Raw genomic sequence first — 13,919 nt, 5'->3', positions numbered from 1 at the left:
GAACGCGCGCAATGGAACGGGAACGCGGAAATCGATCGGGCAAATCGGGCGGGAAACCGTCCGGCCTCAAACGCTATGAGCGCCCGCGCGGCGGGCCTGCGCGCGCGATTTCGGACTTCATGCCGGAAGTGGGGCGCACCGCGTTCCGCCGTTTCGGCTTCGTCCAGTCGAGCGTGGTGTCGCGATGGCCGGAGATCGTGGGCGCGCGCCATGCCAGGGTCTGCTCTCCCGAATCGATCCGCTTCCCGCCGGGCGAAAAGAGCGACGGCATTCTCCAGCTCGTCGTCGTGCCCGCGCACGCGCCGATGATCCAGCACGTGATCCCCGAGATCATCGAGCGGGTGAACCGCTTTTTCGGCTACAACGCCGTCGGCCGGGCCAAGATCCGGCAAGGCGAGGTTAAGCCTCCGACTGCTTCAGAGCCCAAGGCCGCACCGCCGTCGCTGAAGCCGGTCCCGCTCGAGCTGGGGGAATCGCTGCGCGACATCGGCGACCCGGAGCTTCGCGCGGTGCTGGAATCGCTGGCGCGCAGCCTCGGAGCGAAAGAGGACCAGGAAGACACGTGATGAAATCCGCTGCCGTTAATCTCTTCGCACGGGGAGCACTCCTCGCCGCCTGTGCCGCGCTCGGCCTCGCCGCGACGCCGCCCAAGCCGCTCGAACCGGCCAAGGGCAACAACTGGAACGCCCGCATCGGCGTGACTGCCGATGGCAGCCATACCCTCGGCAATCCCGACGCGCCGATCAAGCTGACCGAGTACGTCAGCTACACCTGTTCGCACTGTGCCGACTTCCACCGCCAGTCGGACGCCGCGCTGCGCCTGACCATGGTGCCCAAGGGCCAGATACAGGTGACCGTGACGAACCTGCTGCGCAACCCGATCGATCTTACGGTCGCCATGCTCGCCGCCTGCGGCGATCCAAAGCGCTTCTGGGTGCGGCACGGAGCCTTTATGGGCACGCAGGACAAGTGGCTGCCCAAGGTCGAGAAGCTGAGCCGCGAGCAGCAGGCGCGCTGGTACCAGGGTGAGATGGTCAACCGCATGCGCGCCGTGGCAAGCGACTTCGGTTTCTATGCGAAAGTCCAGCAGTGGGGGCTCGACCGCGCGCAGGCCGACCGGTGCCTTGGCGATAAGGCCATGCTGGAGAAGCTCAAGGAACAGCAGGTGACTGCCCAGACGCTGGGCATCAGCGGCACGCCCAGCTTCGTCCTCAACGGCAAGGTGCAGGAAGTTCACGATTGGGGCGGGCTCTCCAGGGTGCTCTCCGACCGAATCGCCGCACTGCGCGCCGGTAGCACCTGAAATCACCGAAATCCGCCAGGTTAGCTGTGGAGATATGCCCCGGAAAACGCCCCTGCGCCCTTGATCTGATCCAGCCATGGGCTAGCCATTTCCTATACGCAAAGGATTCGCCTCGATGAACCGTTTCCGCCAGATCGCGCTCGGCCTGATCGCCGCCCCGCTCGCCCTCGGCCTCGCCGCCTGCGGGGACAAGAAGGAGGAAAACGCCGCCCCCACGTCAAGCGAACCGATTGCCCCCATCGCCGCGCCAGCGGGCAAGAGCTGGACGGAGATCGTCGCGAAGACCGAAGAGGGCGGCTATCGCCTCGGCAATCCCGAAGCCCCGATCAAGCTGGTCGAGTATGGCGCGCTGAGCTGCTCGCACTGCGCCGAGTTCGCCAAGGAAGGCTTCGCCGATATCCGCGACGAGTATGTCTCCAGCGGCCGCGTCAGCTATGAGCTGCGCTTGTTCATGCTCAACCCGTACGACGTCCCGGCCTCGTTGCTCGCCACCTGCAGTTCCACGGAGGCAGCGATTCCGCTCGCCGAGCAGTTCTGGGCCTGGCAGCCAAACATGTTCCAGAACGTCCAGGCGCTGGGCGAGGACAAGCTCAAGGCCATCGGCGCCATGCCTCCGCCGCAGCAGATCCCAGCCGTGGCCGAGGCCGCGGGCATGGTCGCCTTCTTCGCTTCGCGCGGCGTCGCGAGGGATCAGGCCGAGGCCTGCCTCGCCGATACCGCCAGGGCCAAGGCCCTCGCCGACCAGACCGAGGCGGCGACCAAGCAATTCAACGTCACCGGCACGCCGACCTTCCTCATCAACGGCGCCAACGTCGGCTCGATGGGCTGGCCCGCGCTTGAAACCAAGCTGCAACAGGCGGGCGCACGCTGATGCGCCAGCTCCCATAGGCGCGCGCCGATGCGCATAAGGCGGCTCAAGCTCAGTGGTTTCAAGAGCTTCGTCGAGCCCGCCGAACTGCGCATCGAACCGGGGCTGACCGGCGTTGTCGGCCCCAACGGCTGCGGCAAGTCCAACCTGCTCGAAGCGATCCGCTGGGTCATGGGCGAAAGCTCGCCCAAGTCGATGCGCGGCGGCGGCATGGAGGACGTGATCTTTGCGGGCACGTCCACACGTCCGCCGCGCAGTTTCGCCGAAGTCGTGCTCTCCGGCGAAACCGCGCCCATCGACGGCGCGCGCGAGGAACTCGAGGTCGTGCGCCGCATCGAGCGCGGCGCGGGCAGCGCCTATCGCGTCAACGGCCGTGACGTACGTGCCAAGGACGTCGCGCTGATCTTCGCCGATGCCGCGACCGGCGCGCACTCCCCGGCGCTGGTCAGCCAGGGCAAGATCGCCGCCGTCATCGCCGCCAAGCCGACCGAACGGCGCGCCATGCTGGAAGAGGCGGCGGGCATCGCCGGCCTGCACGTGCGCCGCAAGGACGCCGAACAGAAGCTGCGCGCGACCGAGGCCAACCTCGCGCGGCTCGAGGACATCATGGCCGGCCTCGACAAGCAGGTCGCCACGCTGAGGCGGCAGGCCAAGGCGGCGGAGCGCTACAGGACGCTGTCGGACCAGATCCGCCTTGCCGAGGCGCGCCTCGTCTACGCCCGCTGGCGCGATGCCGCCGCCGCCGCCGATGCCGCGCGCAAGGAAGCGCAGGCCGCCGAAGCGCGCGTCGCCGAGGCGCAGGGAGCGGCGAAACAGGCTCAGGACGCGCAGGCCGCCGCTGCCGGGGCTCTGGCCGAAGCACGCGACGAACTCGCCGACCGGCGCGACGACGCCACCGCGCAGGGCCACCGCATGGCGACGCTGACCAGCCAGCTCGAAGCCGCCGAGCAGCGCCTTGCCGACCTCGACCGCCAGCGCACTCGCCTGGAGGAAGACCGCCGCGATGCGGACCGCCTGACCCGCGATGCGGCCGAGGCGCTGGCACGCCTCGAACGCGAGCTTGCCGAAGGCGCGAAGCAGCTCGAACAGGACGAGACCCACCGCCCGCGCCTGGCCAATGCGCTGGAAGGCGCCGAGCGTGCCGCCCGCGCCGCCGAACTGGGCCTTGCCCAGGCCACCGCCGAACAGGCCGGCGTCGAAGCGGAATGGCGCATTGCCGATGCCGAACTGGCACAGGCGCGCGGCCGGCTCGATCGCCTCGCCTCGGAAGCCGCGCGGCTGCAGTCTCAGATCGGGGCGCTCCCGGCGCAAGGCGACCTCGATGCCGCCGTGGCCGAGGCGAAAGCTCGGGCCGAAGCCGCCGCCGCCGCCCTCGCCGAGGCGCGCGAAGGACTGGAAGCACAGCAGGCACGCAAGTCCGGGCTGCAGGCCGAGCGTGACCTTGCGGCCTCCGAGCTGTCGGGCGCCCGCGCCGACCTGACCGGTATCGAACGCGAGCACGCCGCGCTGCTGCGCGACCGCGAGGCGCGGGCCAAGGGCGCCAGGGCCGCGCATGGGTTGCCCGTTGCCATCGACGCCGTGCGCGCCGCGCCCGGATTTGAACGCGCGCTGGCCGCCGTGCTCGGCCGCGACGCCAAGGCGCCGCTCGGGCATCTCGAAAATGCGGACGGGCGTTTCTGGACGGGCGCGGAGGCGCCGAAGCCCGTTCCGGAAAGCCTTGCCGCCCACGTCACGCAGTGCCCGCCCGAACTCGCCGCAAGGCTCGCGCTGGTCCATGTCGCCGACGAGGATGACGCGCGCCCGCTCGGCCCCGGCGAATGGCTGGTGACGCGCACGGGCCTGCTGCGACGCTGGGACGGTTTCGTCGCGCGCGGCGAAGGCGCGGCCGAGGCGGCTCGGCTGGAAGCCGAGAACCGCTTTGCCGAACTCGACACGCAGCTTCCGCGGCTGCGCGAGGCGGTCGCAAAGGCCGATGCGCGGCAAGGCGAGATTCAGCAACAGCTGTCCGCCCTGCAGGCATCGGTGATCGCCGCCGAGCGCACGATCGCGCAGGCCGCCGATACCGAACGCGGCGCCTTGCGCGCGGTCGATCAGGCCGAGGACGCGCTCCAGCGCCATCACGCCCGCCGCGCCGAACTCGACGCCTCGGTGGGCGAACTGGCCGAGCAGCGCAAGGCCGCCGAACGGGATCTTGCCAGCGCGGAGGAGAAACGCGCGGCGCTGCCAGACCCCGAAACCGGCCGCGCCGCCCTGCGGGCCGCGCAGTCCAGGAACGAGACGGCCAGGGGCGCGCTGCAAGCGGCCACGGCGGGCCTTGCCGCGCACGATCAGGCACTGGCGGTCGCCCGCGAGCGCACGGCGGCCCAGCGCGCCGACATCCGTAACTGGCAGGCGCGGGCGGGCGATGCCACCAACCGCCTCGCGCAGATGGCCGGGCGGCTGGAGGAGATCGAAACTGAGCGCGCCGTGATCGCGGCCAAGCCGGCCTCGCTCATGGCCGAGATCGAAAAAGGCGAGGCTGTACGCTCTCGTCTTGCGGAAGAGCTGGCCGGGGCCGAAGCCGCCGTTGGCGCGGCGACGGAGGCCGCGCGCCAGGCCGACGCCGCGCTGGCAGGTGCACAGGAAACGCTCGCCAGCGCCCGCGAAGCCCGTGCCGGAGCGGTCGCCCGCGCCGAGAACGAGGACGAGCGCCGCATCGAGATGACCCGTGTCTCGGGCGAACGCTTCCAGTGCCCGCCGCCGGTCCTTCCCGAACGCTTTGTTTTCGCTTCCGCCGACGTCGCCGGCACGCAGCAGGAATCGGCGGCCATGGACAGGCTGGTTGCCGACCGGGAGCGGATCGGCCCGGTCAACCTCGTCGCCGCCGACGAACTGGCCGAAGCCGAGGCCCAGCTGGGTTCCAGCGTCACCGAAAAGGCCGAACTGGCCGAGGCGGTGAACCGCCTGCGCGGCTCGATCGGCAATCTCAACCGGGAGGGCCGCGAACGCCTGCGCGCCGCCTTCGAAGCCGTCGACGCCCATTTCCGCCGCCTGTTCCAGCAGCTCTTCCAGGGCGGGCAGGCGCACCTCGCGCTCGTCGATTCGGACGATCCGCTCGAAGCGGGCCTCGAGATCTACGCCCAGCCGCCCGGCAAGCGGCTGCAATCGCTCACGCTGCTTTCGGGCGGCGAGCAGGCACTCACCGCCGTCGCCCTGATCTTCGCGCTGTTCCTCACCAACCCCGCGCCGATCTGCGTGCTCGACGAGGTCGACGCCCCGCTCGACGATGCCAACATCGAGCGCTTCTGCGACCTGCTCGACGCCATGACGCGCGAGACCGACACCCGCTACCTGATCGTCACCCACAATGCCGTGACGATGAGCCGCATGCACCGCCTGTTCGGCGTGACCATGGTCGAAAGAGGCGTCTCACGCCTCGTCAGCGTCGACCTGGTGGGCGCGGAGGAACTGCTGGCGGCGGAGTAGGATTGACAATTTTTGTAGTTACATTTATTTAACGAGCGATTGCTCGGCTTTTGTGCAATTCCGGGGTCCACACCAGGAACGAAGCTGCATTTGCCCGAGTGGTCGGTTCTTCAGCGTCCAAAACTGGAGCGGATTGTGGAGATTGAATTCGATGAGGCCAAGCGCCAACTGACCCTGCGGATGCGTGGTCTGGATTTTGCCCGGACCAATGAGATTTTCGATGGCGCCGAGTTCACCTGGATCGATGATCGCGTCGAGTATGGAGAGGTACGGTACAACACCTTCGGAATGCTCGATCAGCGTTTGGTTGCTGTTACTTGGACTGTTCGCGCCGGAGCACGCCGCATCATTTCAATGAGAAAAGCCAATGACCGAGAACAAGCCCGTTACCGACGATTCCTGGATTGATCCGGACGATGCCCCAGAATGGAGCGAAGACCATTTTCGCTACGCCCGCCTTTCGGTTGGCGGGAAGGTCGTTCGTGAGGCCGTAGGCACATTCTCTCATCCCGGCCGCCCCGCCTCCGCGAACCCCAAGAAGCAGGTCACGCTGCGGCTCGATCCCGACGTGATCGAGAAGTTCCGCGCCACCGGCAAGGGCTGGCAGTCACGCATCAACGCGGAGCTGCGCAAGGTGCTCGGCATCTGAGTCCTTACTTCAGCACAAAGCGCGGCCCCGCCCCGTCGCTGCCGGCGGCGTCGTCCGCATTGTAGAGCTGGCATTTCGTCAGGCTCAGGCAGCCGCAACCGATGCATCCATCCAGCCTGCGGCGGGTCAGTTCCAGCAGCGCGATCTTCGCGTCGATCGCCTCGCGCATCGACAGGCTGATACGTTCCCAGTCCGCCAGCGTGGGCGTGCGTCCCTGCGGCAAAAAGGAAAGTTCGCGCTCGATCTCCGCAAGGCCGAGGCCGAGCTTCTGGGCGATGAGGACAAAGCTGACGCGCCGGATGTCGGAGCGCAGGAAGCGGCGCTGGTTGCCCCTCGTGCGCAGCGATGTGAGCAACCCCTTCTCCTCGTAGAAGCGGATCGCCGAAACCGCGACGCCCGTGCGCCGCGCCAGATCGCCGATCGAGATGAACCGGTCCGCTGCCATTGCGCTCCCCAAAATCCGTTTGACCTCAAGTTAACTTGAGGTTGCACCTTGGGCAAGCCGGCTGATTCGCGCCGGTCTTGAAGGAGAATCGCAAGTGCCCAAGGGAAGACTGGAACACGCCAACATCACCGTGAGCGACATTGAGCGCTCGTCAAAACTGCTGCGAGACCTGTGCGGCTGGGAAGAACGCTGGCGCGGCCCCTCCCTCAACGACGGCGAGACCATCCACGTCGGCGAGGCGTTCAGCTACATCGCCGTCTACACCGACCGCAAGGAGCGCGAGCGTTTCACCAAGGGCGCACCGCTCAACCATGTGGGCCTGTTTGTCGACGATCTCGACGCCGCCGAACAGGTGGTGATGGACGCCGGCCTCGTCCCTTTCAACCATGCCGACTACGAGCCCGGACGGCGGTTCTATTTCTTCGACTGGGACGGTATCGAATTCGAAGTGGTCAGCTATGAATGAGCCGCTGATCGCCGGGGCGGGGTCATGCTGTTCGTGAGCGCCCTGCCAGCCGCCCGCGAAGTCAGACCACGCCGGCGTTCCCCACCACCCAGCAGGCGAGCGCCATGATGAAGCCGGTGTCGCGGTTCGAGCGGAACCGTATCAGGGCGTTTGCGCCGTCGTCGGGCCTCAGCGTAACCACCTGAAAGCCCAGGTGGGCCGCAACGGGGAAGAGTGCGACGAGCGCCACCCAGTCGCCGCGCAGCATCCAGAACGCAAGCGCCCAGAGCAGGATCGTGAGCGAATAGAACACGGCCATACCCGTGCGCACACGCGTTCCGAGCCGTAATGCCGAGGAGCGGATGCCGACAAGCGCATCATCCTCGCGGTCCTGCAGGGCATAGATCGTGTCATAACCGATGCACCAGAAGATCGAGCCGCCATAAAGCGCCGCCAGCACGCCGACCTGATCGCCCCGGATCTCCACCCAGCCGACCAGAGAACCCCAGGTGAAGACGAGGCCGAGCCACACCTGCGGCCACCAGGTGATGCGCTTCATGAAAGGATAGGCCGCAACCAGCCCAAGACTGCCAAGCGCGACAAGCTGCGCCTGCCAGCGCAGTTGCAGCAGGACCACCAGCCCCACGCCGCAAAGCGTGAAGAGCCAGACCCACGCGGCGCGCTTCGGAACCCTGCCGCTCGCCACGGGACGACTGGCGGTGCGGGCGACTTTCCGGTCGAGTTCGGCATCGACGATATCGTTGTAGACGCAGCCCGCGCCTCGCATGACGACCGAGCCGAGCAGCAGCCACGCAATCAGCACCGCGCACGCGGTCCAGCCCAGAAGATCCTGACCGCCCGCCAGCAGCACGCCCCAGACGCAGGGCCAGAACAGCAGCCAACTGCCGATCGGCCGGTCAAAGCGCGCCAGCATCGCATAGTCGCGCGTGGCCGGCGGCAACATGGAAACGAGGCCGCGGCGCTGGGTGTCGGGAACGAAGGCCGGTTCAGTCACGCGGCCGGCCTAGTCGATCATGGCCGCGCTGTCATCGCGTTTCCGCCGGCTGTTCCTGGCACAGACCCGTTGCGCCGCGCGTGCGATCGCGCAAGAAGGGCGCCGATGGTCGCAACTCCCGCCTGGCCCCCGCGCTCCGCGCCTCGCCTCTTCGTTCCCGGCCCGCTGGCCAAAGGGGCCGCCGTCACCATCGAGGGCGGACAGGCGCACTATCTCTCGAAAGTCATGCGGATCGCTGCCGGCGATGCCGTGATTCTGTGCGACGATGAAACCGGCGAATGGGCCTGCGAAGTCACGGCGGCGGGCAAGCGCGATGTGATCGTCATCCCCCGCGAGCGCCTGCGCCCGCGCGAGCAGGTACCCGACTTCACGCTGTGTGCCGCGCTGCTGAAGAAACCGAACTTCGACCTCGTGCTCGAAAAGGCCACCGAACTGGGCGTCCGCAGCATCCAGCCGGTAATCACGCGCCGCTGCGTCGCCGACCGGCTCAATGCGGAACGTGCGCGGACCATCGTCACCGAGGCGGCCGAACAATGCGCCCGCACCGCTCTGCCCGCGATTGGCGAACCGCTGAAGCTGGATGCGCTCCTGCGCGACTGGCCCCAGGATCGCGCGCTGTTTTTCGCGGACGAGACAGGGGGCGAATGCGCCGCCACGCGGTTCGCGGCGCACAAGGGGCCGGCCGCGCTGCTGATCGGACCCGAAGGCGGATTCGACGACAGCGAGCGCGCCCTGATCCGCGCCTTGCCGCAAGCCCATGCCATCACACTCGGCCCGCGCATCCTGAGAGGAGAGACCGCGAGCCTTGCCGCGACGGCGCTCTGGATGGCCCTGGCCGGCGATTGGTAGCCCGCGAGAAATTGACTATAACTTGAACAAATAACGCTGGCGTCCCGTCATCGGGAGCATTACCTCCCCGCGCATGAGTACCCGCGAGGTAACGGATCGCGAAGATCCGCTGATCGAGAACCCGGATCAACTCGCCGCGCCGATGGCAGCGGGCGAAAAGCCGCGCGCGCAGTGGCGGATCGGCACCGAGCACGAGAAGTTCGTCTACGACAAGGCCGACCTCCACGCGCCGTCCTATGACGAACCCGGCGGCATCCGCGACCTGCTGATGGCGCTTGTCGAGTTCGGCTGGGAACCCATCGTCGAGGGCGGCAACGTCATCGCCATGAAAGGCGAGGACGGAACCGTCAGCCTCGAGCCGGCGGGTCAGCTCGAACTGTCCGGCGCGCCGCTCGAAAACCTGCACGAGACCTGCGCGGAGACCGGGCGGCATCTCACGCAGGTCAAGGCCATCGGCGACCGCATCGGCAAGGGTTTCCTCGGCCTTGGCATGTGGCCCGACAAGCGGCGCGAAGACCTGCCGATTATGCCCAAGGGGCGCTATGACATCATGCTGCGGCACATGCCGCGCGTGGGCTCCATGGGCCTCGACATGATGCTGCGCACCTGCACGATCCAGGTCAACCTCGACTATTCGAGCGAGGCGGACATGGCGCTCAAGTTCCGCACCTCGCTGGCGCTGCAGCCGCTGGCAACCGCGCTTTTCGCCAATTCGCCCTTCACCGAGGGCAAGCCCAACGGCTATCTCTCCTACCGCAGCCACATCTGGTCCGACACCGACCCGCACCGAACCGGCATGCTGCCTTTCGTCTTCGAGAACGGCTTCGGCTACGAGCGCTACGTCGACTACATGCTCGACGTGCCGATGTATTTCGTCTTCCGCGACGGCAGGTACATCGACGCCGCGGGACAATCGTTCCGCGACTTCCTCAGGGGCGAATTGTCCGCCCTTCCCGGCGAGCTGCCACGCATGAGCGACTGGCAGGACCACCTCTCCACCGCCTTCCCCGAAGTGCGCCTCAAGTCGTTCCTGGAAATGCGCGGCGCCGACGGCGGCCCCTGGAACCGCATCTGCGCCCTGCCCGCGCTGTGGGTCGGCCTGCTCTATGACCAGACCGCGCTCGAGGCGGCCTGGGATCTGGTGAAGGACTGGGACATGGAGGGCCGCGAAACGCTGCGCGGTTCGGTGCCGAAGCTCGGTCTCGACGCTCCCATCCCCGGCGGCGGCACCTTGCGCGACATTGCCGGCGAAGTGCTGGACATCGCACGGTGCGGTCTTGCCGCGCGCGGCCGGCTGAATGCGGGCGGGGACAATGAGACCGGCTATCTGGAGCCTCTGCACGAGATCGTGACGACGGGCAGGGTTCCGGCGCAGCGCCTGCTCGACCGCTATCACGGCGAATGGGAAGGCGATCTCCGCCAGGTTTACAGGCAGAAGAGTTTCTGAGGCGATCGCCTCATACGAAACGCATCGCATAGACCGGCGGCAGACGCGCGGGCAGCATCTGCCACGAGTCTCCGCCGTCCTCGGAAACCCAGCCGCCGCCGGTGGTCGAGCCCATGACCAGCCTCTCGCCCGTGGCATCGACATCAAGGGCGTGACGGTAAACGAGATCGTAGCTCGCTTCCCTCGGCAGGCCCCGATCGAGGATGTCGAAACTTTCGCCTCCGTCGCGCGTGCGGCTGACGACGAACCTGGCGTCCCGCGGATAGCGAAACTCATCCTTCACCGCCGGCACGAACCAGGCGGTCTCAGGGTCATCGGGATGCGCCGCCACGGCGAAACCGAAAGCCGGACAGACCTGCGGTTCGATCTCGTTCCAGCTCGCGAGGTTGTCTCTCGAGCGGAAGATGCCGTTGTGGTGCTGGATCCAGTACGTATCGGGCGAGGCCGCGCACTGCACCATCTGGTGGGCGTCCTGCATGACCTCGTCGTAGGCCATGTCGGGCGGCATATACGCGGCGCGCAGTCCCTTCGAGGCGACGCGCCAGCTCTTCCCGTCGTCCTCGCTGAGCCAGACCCCGCCGGTGGAAACCGCAAGCGCGATGCGGCCCGCATCTCGGGGATCGACGCAGATCGAGTGAATGCCGGGCTCGTCATAGCCCCCGCCCATCCAGCGCTCGCGCTCGGGCATGGTCCATAGCGGTTCGTTCAGTTCCCAGCTTGCACCGCCATCGCGGCTGCGGAAAAGGCCGCCGGGGATGGTCCCGGCCCAGAGATCGCCCGCACCGCCACTGCCGGGCGCCATCGACCAGATCTGCACCACCGACGGCCCCCTGGCCTCATCCTCCCCCTCGGCAGGCTCTTCCCTGGCGAAAGCCGGGGTGGCGATCTCTTCCCAACTGACCCCGCCGTCTGCGGAGCGGTGCATCTTCGGCCCGAAATGCCCGAGGTTCGCGGCGGCATAGAGCATGCCGTCGCGCGGGTCCGGGAACACATTGGTCATTGGCGAACCCAGGAACGCCTCGCCATCGAGGTTCCAGCCGGAGGCGTTGCGGCTGAAGTAGAACAGGCCCTTGCGGGTCGCGGCGACGATGCGATCGGACATCTCGTGTCTCCCGGTTATCAGCAGGCACCGCCCGAGAGGGCCTGCAGCACGTATATTTCGGATGTATCGGAAACGGGCGCGGCCAGCGCCCCTTCATTCGCCAGCCTGACCTCGCCGAGGAAGATGACGACGTGCTTTCGTACGCGTTCCTGATCGTCGAGAATGTAGTGCCGCAGGCCGGGCCAGGCGGCGAAAGCCCCGGCCAGCACCTCGCCCACGGTTTCGCCCGCGAACACGGCTTCGCCCTCCGGCACGAGGCCGCCGAGATGGCTGGTGAAGATCACGCGCGGCATGGGCAGGCCCCGGACGACGACCGATTCGCTGGTATGCTTTTGTAACCAGATTGCGCGCTTCAGGCCAGACTCATCGGCCCGCCGGTTCGCCAGCCTGCGAGGTCCCCCCGAACCCGCAGGCTGGCCCGGCACGGCGAAGCCCCCCGATCAGCCCCCTCGCCGTTCTCGAAGATCCGCCGCGTGACAGGCCGTGCCACACGCGCGCCGCGAGTAGGACGAAGCGCGCCAACGGACCTCTTCGCAGGTGCCGGCGAGAGCCAGGTTAGGAAAGTCCGTGAATGCCGCCATTGATCCGCGTCAATGGATTGTTTTCACACGTAATCACCGCGTGACTCCGCTCAAGTCGGGGTCAGGCCGCTGCCCGCAGCCTCATGGTGGCCGCATCGCGACCGATCAGCGGGAGCAGCGTCGCCATGTCCGGCCCGTGGTCCATGCCCGTCAGCGCCTGGCGCAGCGGCAGGAACAGCGCCTTGCCCTTGCGCCCGGTCGCCGCCTTCAGCGTCTCGGTCAACGCCTTCCAGGCGCCCTCGCCCCAATCGAGCGTCGAAAGCGCCTCGGCGGCCTGCGCCAGATAGGCGCGATCCTCGTCCGAAAAGGCCGGGGCCTCTACCGGGCCTTTCACCACGCGCCACCAGTCCGCCGCCTCGAAAACATGCGACAGGTTCGGCCGCACCGCTTCCCACGCCGCCGCGTCCATCCCCTCGGGCAGGCGGTCCCTCACCGCCGCGAACGGGAGGACATGGACGATAGCGGCGTTGACCCGCTCCAGTTCCGCCTCGTCGAAACGCGCGGGCGCACGGCCGAAGCGCGAGAGGTCGAAACCCGCCGCCAGAGCCGCTCCATCGAGTGAAGGATCGACCGGATCGGAGGTACCGAGCCGTCCAAGCAGCGCCACCAGCGCCTGCGGTTCGATCCCCGCCCCGCGGAAATGCGCCGCGCCCAGCGAACCGAGTCGCTTCGACAGCTTGCCCTCGGCCCCCACCAGAAGCGCCTCGTGCGCGAAACGCGGGGGCGGCGCGCCCAGCGCCCCGAACATCTGGACTTGCGTGGCCGTGTTGGAAACGTGGTCCTCGCCGCGAAGGATGTCGGTCACGCCCATGGCGATGTCGTCGATCACCGAAGGCAGCATATAGAGCCACGATCCGTCGGCACGGCGCACTACCGGGTCCGACATCTGCGCCGGATCGAAGTGCTGCGTGCCGCGAATGCCGTCCTCCCAGATGATCGGGTGGCCGTGGTCGAGCCGAAACCGCCAGTGCGGCTCTTCCCCGGCGGAAAGCTTCGCCGCCTTCTCCGCCTCGGTAAGGTTCAGCGCCGCCCGGTCATATATCGGTGGCAGTCCGCGACCGAGCAGCACTTTGCGCCTGAGTTCGAGTTCCTGCTGGCTTTCCCAGCACGGATAGACGCGGCCCGCCGCCTTGAGCCGCTCGAACTCGCGTTCGTAGAGGTCGAAGCGCGCCGACTGCCGCTCCTCGCCCTCGGGAAGGATGCCGAGCCATGCCAGATCGGCGCGAATCCCCTCGACGTATTCCTCCCGGCTGCGCGCGGCGTCGGTATCATCGATCCGCAGCAGGAACCGGCCGCCCGCCTGCTTCGCGAGAAGCCAGTTGTGCAGCGCGGTGCGGATGTTACCGACGTGCAGATGCCCGGTGGGCGAAGGGGCGAAACGCGTGATGGCCGTCATGGCCGCCGGGATTACGGCGGCCGGCGCGCGGCGTCAAAGGGTTACGCCGCCGCGCCGCGGGGGTGTCGTCCTCGCGGACGCCCCTAGAGCGGCGTGCGGTATATCTGAGCCACCGTGACGGAGCCGATTTTGGCCGAGCGCGAGGAGCGAGGAAAGAGCCATGCCTTTGCATAGTGACTGACGAGTGACGCTGCGATCGGCCAAAAGGGGCCCGCCCCTTCGGGGTTGCCTCAGATATACCGCACGCCGCTCTAGCCTCTCCTATTCATCGGACTGGTCGTGATGGTTGGCGGGAGTAGCGTAAACCATTGGCTTGTTGTAGGAATTTGGGTGTCTAGACCAACCTGCAACGAG

General features: G+C 67.6%; 14 protein-coding genes. 9 read left to right on the top strand and 5 right to left on the bottom strand.

Annotated elements, in window-relative coordinates:
- Positions 1-11 precede the first annotated feature (11 nt).
- The 6 genes from IEX32_RS16280 (at position 12) to IEX32_RS16255 (ending at position 6,285) form a co-directional block, all read left to right on the top strand.
- Positions 12-566 (top strand): DUF721 domain-containing protein, encoded by a 555-nt coding sequence (locus IEX32_RS16280; RefSeq protein ID WP_188772608.1) that lies wholly within the window; start codon positions 12-14, stop codon positions 564-566.
- The gene (locus tag IEX32_RS16275) at positions 566-1,303 is read left to right on the top strand and encodes a DsbA family protein (RefSeq protein ID WP_188772607.1); all 738 of its coding nucleotides are present in this window, start codon (positions 566-568) and stop codon (positions 1,301-1,303) included. Before IEX32_RS16280 ends, IEX32_RS16275 begins: the two co-directional genes overlap by 1 nt.
- Before the next feature lie 115 nt (positions 1,304-1,418).
- Positions 1,419-2,174 carry a DsbA family protein gene (locus IEX32_RS16270; RefSeq protein ID WP_188772606.1) on the top strand — a complete coding sequence of 252 codons (756 nt, stop codon included), beginning with the start codon at positions 1,419-1,421 and terminating at the stop codon, positions 2,172-2,174.
- Between the two features lie 27 nt (positions 2,175-2,201).
- Positions 2,202-5,636: a chromosome segregation protein SMC gene (gene smc, locus IEX32_RS16265; protein ID WP_188772605.1), complete on the top strand. Its 3,435-nt coding sequence runs from the start codon at positions 2,202-2,204 to the stop codon at positions 5,634-5,636.
- Between the two features lie 135 nt (positions 5,637-5,771).
- On the top strand, positions 5,772-6,044 hold the full coding sequence (locus tag IEX32_RS16260) for a BrnT family toxin (RefSeq protein ID WP_188772604.1): 273 nt from the start codon (positions 5,772-5,774) through the stop codon (positions 6,042-6,044).
- Entirely contained in the window at positions 6,004-6,285 is a 282-nt protein-coding gene (locus IEX32_RS16255; RefSeq protein WP_188772603.1) for a BrnA antitoxin family protein, read from the top strand. Before IEX32_RS16260 ends, IEX32_RS16255 begins: the two co-directional genes overlap by 41 nt.
- A gap of 4 nt (positions 6,286-6,289) precedes the next feature.
- Here IEX32_RS16255 and soxR read toward each other — a convergent pair whose 3' ends face one another.
- A complete protein-coding gene (gene soxR, locus IEX32_RS16250; protein ID WP_188772602.1) occupies positions 6,290-6,730 on the bottom strand; it encodes a redox-sensitive transcriptional activator SoxR in 441 nt (146 codons plus the stop codon).
- A gap of 94 nt (positions 6,731-6,824) precedes the next feature.
- On the opposite strand from soxR, the gene IEX32_RS16245 reads away from it, so the two are divergent.
- Positions 6,825-7,196, top strand: a complete 372-nt coding sequence (locus IEX32_RS16245; protein WP_188772601.1) for a VOC family protein — start codon at positions 6,825-6,827, stop codon at positions 7,194-7,196.
- Between the two features lie 61 nt (positions 7,197-7,257).
- On the opposite strand, the gene ubiA is transcribed toward IEX32_RS16245, so the two are convergent.
- Complete coding sequence (gene ubiA / locus IEX32_RS16240; protein WP_188772600.1) at positions 7,258-8,190, bottom strand: 4-hydroxybenzoate octaprenyltransferase; 933 nt, start codon at positions 8,188-8,190, stop codon at positions 7,258-7,260.
- A 105-nt stretch (positions 8,191-8,295) separates the two neighbouring features.
- Here ubiA and IEX32_RS16235 point away from each other — a divergent pair, with 105 nt between their 5' ends.
- The gene (locus IEX32_RS16235; RefSeq protein WP_188772599.1) at positions 8,296-9,039 is read left to right on the top strand and encodes a 16S rRNA (uracil(1498)-N(3))-methyltransferase; all 744 of its coding nucleotides are present in this window, start codon (positions 8,296-8,298) and stop codon (positions 9,037-9,039) included.
- A 73-nt stretch (positions 9,040-9,112) separates the two neighbouring features.
- Positions 9,113-10,486 (top strand): glutamate--cysteine ligase, encoded by a 1,374-nt coding sequence (locus IEX32_RS16230; protein ID WP_188772598.1) that lies wholly within the window; start codon positions 9,113-9,115, stop codon positions 10,484-10,486.
- A gap of 10 nt (positions 10,487-10,496) precedes the next feature.
- Here the strand turns inward: IEX32_RS16230 and IEX32_RS16225 are convergent, their stop codons facing one another.
- The 3 genes from IEX32_RS16225 to gltX all read right to left on the bottom strand — a co-directional run bounded on the left by IEX32_RS16225 (position 10,497) and on the right by gltX (position 13,565).
- Positions 10,497-11,588 (bottom strand): WD40/YVTN/BNR-like repeat-containing protein, encoded by a 1,092-nt coding sequence (locus IEX32_RS16225; RefSeq protein WP_188772597.1) that lies wholly within the window; start codon positions 11,586-11,588, stop codon positions 10,497-10,499.
- A gap of 17 nt (positions 11,589-11,605) precedes the next feature.
- The gene (locus IEX32_RS16220) at positions 11,606-11,881 is read right to left on the bottom strand and encodes a ubiquitin family protein (RefSeq protein ID WP_229736425.1); all 276 of its coding nucleotides are present in this window, start codon (positions 11,879-11,881) and stop codon (positions 11,606-11,608) included.
- 349 nt (positions 11,882-12,230) lie between these two features.
- Positions 12,231-13,565, bottom strand: coding sequence for a glutamate--tRNA ligase (gltX, locus tag IEX32_RS16215; protein ID WP_188772595.1), 1,335 nt, complete (start codon positions 13,563-13,565; stop codon positions 12,231-12,233).
- Between the last annotated feature and the right edge of the window lie 354 nt (positions 13,566-13,919).

Origin of the sequence: Novosphingobium endophyticum (assembly GCF_014640675.1) — a bacterium.
In the GTDB taxonomy this organism is placed as follows: domain Bacteria; phylum Pseudomonadota; class Alphaproteobacteria; order Sphingomonadales; family Sphingomonadaceae; genus Novosphingobium; species Novosphingobium endophyticum.
The sequence above is the reverse complement of the archived record's forward strand: the minus strand, read 5'-3'. Positions and strand labels throughout refer to the sequence as shown.

Coding starts and splice junctions, on each gene's coding strand:
- IEX32_RS16280 (WP_188772608.1), top strand. CDS start 12: ATGGAACGGGAACGCGGAAATCGATCGGGCAAATCGGGCGGGAAACCG.
- IEX32_RS16275 (WP_188772607.1), top strand. CDS start 566: ATGAAATCCGCTGCCGTTAATCTCTTCGCACGGGGAGCACTCCTCGCC.
- IEX32_RS16270 (WP_188772606.1), top strand. CDS start 1,419: ATGAACCGTTTCCGCCAGATCGCGCTCGGCCTGATCGCCGCCCCGCTC.
- smc (WP_188772605.1), top strand. CDS start 2,202: ATGCGCATAAGGCGGCTCAAGCTCAGTGGTTTCAAGAGCTTCGTCGAG.
- IEX32_RS16255 (WP_188772603.1), top strand. CDS start 6,004: ATGACCGAGAACAAGCCCGTTACCGACGATTCCTGGATTGATCCGGAC.
- soxR (WP_188772602.1), bottom strand. CDS start 6,730: ATGGCAGCGGACCGGTTCATCTCGATCGGCGATCTGGCGCGGCGCACG.
- IEX32_RS16235 (WP_188772599.1), top strand. CDS start 8,296: ATGGTCGCAACTCCCGCCTGGCCCCCGCGCTCCGCGCCTCGCCTCTTC.
- IEX32_RS16230 (WP_188772598.1), top strand. CDS start 9,113: ATGAGTACCCGCGAGGTAACGGATCGCGAAGATCCGCTGATCGAGAAC.
- IEX32_RS16225 (WP_188772597.1), bottom strand. CDS start 11,588: ATGTCCGATCGCATCGTCGCCGCGACCCGCAAGGGCCTGTTCTACTTC.
- IEX32_RS16220 (WP_229736425.1), bottom strand. CDS start 11,881: ATGCCGCGCGTGATCTTCACCAGCCATCTCGGCGGCCTCGTGCCGGAG.
- gltX (WP_188772595.1), bottom strand. CDS start 13,565: ATGACGGCCATCACGCGTTTCGCCCCTTCGCCCACCGGGCATCTGCAC.